This window comes from Treponema sp. JC4 (genome assembly GCF_000260795.1).
In the GTDB taxonomy this organism is placed as follows: domain Bacteria; phylum Spirochaetota; class Spirochaetia; order Treponematales; family Treponemataceae; genus Treponema_D.
In genome coordinates, this window is record NZ_AJGU01000080.1 from 1 (window position 1) to 3,548 (window position 3,548).

General features: G+C 28.5%; 3 protein-coding genes. 2 read left to right on the forward strand and 1 reads right to left on the reverse strand.

The genetic code is table 11. The annotated features are described in order from the left end of the window. Positions 1–83: 83 nt before the first annotated feature. Both MSI_RS15225 and MSI_RS13135 read left to right on the forward strand, forming a co-directional pair. On the forward strand, positions 84–245 hold the full coding sequence (locus MSI_RS15225) for a restriction endonuclease FokI C-terminal domain-containing protein (protein WP_009107991.1): 162 nt from the start codon (positions 84–86) through the stop codon (positions 243–245). A 183-nt stretch (positions 246–428) separates the two neighbouring features. Continuing rightward, a complete protein-coding gene (locus tag MSI_RS13135) occupies positions 429–1,250 on the forward strand; it encodes a hypothetical protein (RefSeq protein ID WP_009107993.1) in 822 nt (273 codons plus the stop codon). A gap of 893 nt (positions 1,251–2,143) precedes the next feature. Here the strand turns inward: MSI_RS13135 and MSI_RS13145 are convergent. Next, positions 2,144–3,448 carry a protein kinase gene (locus MSI_RS13145; RefSeq protein WP_009107997.1) on the reverse strand — a complete coding sequence of 435 codons (1,305 nt, stop codon included), beginning with the start codon at positions 3,446–3,448 and terminating at the stop codon, positions 2,144–2,146. Positions 3,449–3,548 lie beyond the last annotated feature (100 nt).

Below are 3,548 nucleotides of genomic sequence, written 5' to 3' on the forward strand. Positions count from 1 at the left end.
GAATTCACCGATTTCAACTACACCTAAGTCCAGCGGAAATCGCCAAAAATAAGTTCAATTAAAAAATGCCATTATCAAATCAAATGAAAGCGTATTCGGGTGGTTATAATTTGCCGATTGCTCAACAGGATGAAATGAAACTGTATATCAGCAATAATCAGAAACGGGATGAAAAAATCAACTCTACAAAGTGGTGGCTTGAATTCCCCGATTATCTTAAAAAAAATATTATTTTATGTTTGTGACAGGAAGTTTTAAGGGGGATATGGCAGATAAAATAAACAAGATTTATCTTGAAACAAAAGTGTGTGTGGAACTGCTATGCCTATTGTTACAGCCTTGATCATTGCGGATAAAATCAAACGTAGAGAAATGAATTTACAAGATTTTGAAGCCAAAATCTGTAATACAGAATACAGAGGGTGACTATGTCAGATTTAACTTTTCATAGATGTTTGCTATACAAAGAGGAAGAGCAGCTTTCAAAAAATGATTGTGAGAAAATTATTTCTTATTCAAAAAATTTGGATAAGCATATATTCAAGTATAGAAATAGTCCACATGAAATATATGTAAGCACTGATGAAACTAATCATTGTATGTGGATATATTTAAAATCAGGAAATTCTCTTCCATATGATGATACAGTTATTGATGTTGAAACGAATGAAAAAACTGCGAATCCAAGACAAATTACACAAGTGGAATTACGACATCAATATTTTGCTTTATATGATTATGCTCAAAAAGCCTTATATGTATCAACCCTAAAAAGTATTGGTATTTTATCAAATTTCTTTACGAAAGCCGTTGGCGAAGGAACTATTACAATAAAAAAACTTTTGAAATATTTTAATGAAGTATTAAAGTCTTTCAAAAGTATAAAATCTATCCGTTTGGTTGCAAAGAATAATCTTTTCACGCAAGCAAATAATCTTTTTCAAGGCGTAACAGAGGCTTTTGGTCTGGGAATTCCAGGACAATACAAAATTGATGTAGATTTTGGATATGTCTCTCTTACAGAAAGAGCTATCGGAAAACTTCAAGAAATTAATCAAAAACGGTTAGGAGGTGAAATAGATAGTTTTATTTGCGTTGGCAGAGATGATACCGGATTAGACGGTGTTTTCAATATGGATACATTTACAAGTTCTATCAAAATTAGAGCTGATCATGACGAAAAAGGGATGTATCAAGATTTCGAAATAAAGCGGGAACTGATAAAGCAGTTAGGAATCATAAATGCATAAATGGCACAAAATCATTTCAATAATTATATTTCTCATTGTTGTTTTACTTACATATATCTTCAAAATACATATTGATGAGCAATTAACGAGCGATTTATTAACAGTCGTGTCTATTATGCTTGGTTTTACATTGACAAGTATCTCTACTCTTATCGGCCAAGATTTTACAAAGAAATTAAGAAATGAAATTGATACAAACACAGACAGAAAGCAAACTCAATTACAAACATTATCTGTTTATTATAAAGTTTCGTTTCTATTGGGAATAATAATTATTATAAGTCTTGTATCTATCCGTTTTTTACCGTCATGTTCTCTTTTAAAAAAAATTTATGATTCCATTGTATTAGGATGTAATGCAGATAATTTTTATATTTCATACCTACTTATAAAAATTTTAATTCGAAGTTTAAGAGAAGTGAAATAATTTTAAAAAACTCAGAGACTTTTTAACCAAAACTCACTGAGAATTTTACGGCAAATTCTTTAAAAATTTCGGAAAAAAAACTTGCCGATTGACACCAGTAAAATACCCTTCTATTAGAGCTCGCCTGAATTAGCCACAGGAGAGTGTGGCTGAAATCGGCGAGCTCTAACATTGTATTATTGTATTTTTTATTTCAGCCATTATTGTAACAATGTTTCATAATGGAGAGGCTTTTTATCCAATATTGGATTTGAAGAAGATTTCTCAGCTGACATTATTTTTCGTATTAATAGATCTTCTTCTTTGTTTATGTTACACAGGTGGAAGTCCGTTTATTTATGGAGCTTTTAAAAAGCTATATTGAATTCTTACATTGAGAATTCATATTATTACGTTTATTGTCAATGCTAGAAAATTAATTTCTGGCATTGACAATTTATGGAAAAACTATTGCAAAACACAAACTCTAAAAAAAATCATCGACAGCTATTTCTTTCATAATTTTATCATGTAATTCTTTATTTAGTCTTACTTCAGTAATATGGATCCATAACAATTGATAAAAAGCCAATTGGTTGTTATTTAAAATAATCGGAAGTAAAGTGCTTAATACACCTCTTATTTTTTCTAAAAAATTGCTAATTAATGCTGAATCATTTTTTAATTCATTGGATTTTGCTTTTATTACATCAAATAAAGTTGCCTTTTCAAAATTCTTTAATGTATTCCATAAATTATAAAAACTATCTTCGTCCAAAACTCCAATGTACTGTTTGAAGAAATAATCTTTTGTCTTTTTATAATTATCTTTTGTAAAATGATTCTTAGTTAATTCAAAATAAACATATGCAGAAACTGCTTCCAACTCATTAATATAAAATCGTTTTCCGGGAAATAGTTCATACTTATGATAGGGTACGGGCCAGTCGTCTAAAAATATTTTGTTATGGATTTGTCCTTCTATAAATCTGATGGAAAGAGTTGTAGCATTTATTAGTGAAGACCATAAACTAAGATCAGTTATAATCTTAATATAATTAAAATAATAACCATCAGATATATATGAACAATATTCATCCAAAACATCAGTATCAATAATTATTCCGGCTTCTTCTTTGAGTGAAATAATCTTTTGATATTGTAGTAAAGTTTTTGTAAAAAGAATTGGTTCTAAAGAATCTGTTAATATTTTTCGTTTATCATTAAACTTTATAATTAAAAATTCATCTTTAAAACTATTGCCTAGAATTAATTTTACATCTTCATATAACAAGTTTATTTCACGATCAATAGACTGACGTCCATTTTTATTTTTGTTAAAATAACTTGTTCCAAAATCAATTATATGAACTTGATTCCTATTATCAATCAGTATATTTCCAGAATGGATATCTCCATGTATTATACCTTTAGTCTGGTAATATAGAACAGTTTCAAGTAATTGTTGACATACTTTTTTTCGTTTTATATCGTCTGCCAAAAAAGGCGTTTCTAACCAATCCTTTAATTTTTTTCCATCAACAAATTCTGTGGCTGCTAAATAATAACCATCTTGTTCCCATGCATTATATACTGTTACAATATTATCATTTTGTAAATTAGCGATTTTTCTTACTTCAGCTAAATATTGATAAAAATCAACTTTTTTATTCTTTTTATTTCTATTTGGCAACCATATTTTTATTGCTTCAATTCTATCAAGACTCTTATTAAGAGCTTTTATAACGACACCGTTAGCACCTTCTCCAATAAGTTCTAGAACTTGGTACATATCTATTTTGAGTATAAAAAAACCGCTGGTTTCTATATTAGGTAAAGAAATTTCTTTTTATCTTCATTCCAGATATAACGTTTATTAGTTCTTTATTTTT

What these genes read in the sequence shown, in the direction of transcription:
- MSI_RS13135 (WP_009107993.1), top strand. Translation starts at nt 429, where the DNA reads ATGTCAGATTTAACTTTTCATAGATGTTTGCTATACAAAGAGGAAGAG.
- MSI_RS13145 (WP_009107997.1), bottom strand. Translation starts at nt 3,448, where the DNA reads ATGTACCAAGTTCTAGAACTTATTGGAGAAGGTGCTAACGGTGTCGTT.
- MSI_RS15225 (WP_009107991.1), top strand. Translation starts at nt 84, where the DNA reads ATGAAAGCGTATTCGGGTGGTTATAATTTGCCGATTGCTCAACAGGAT.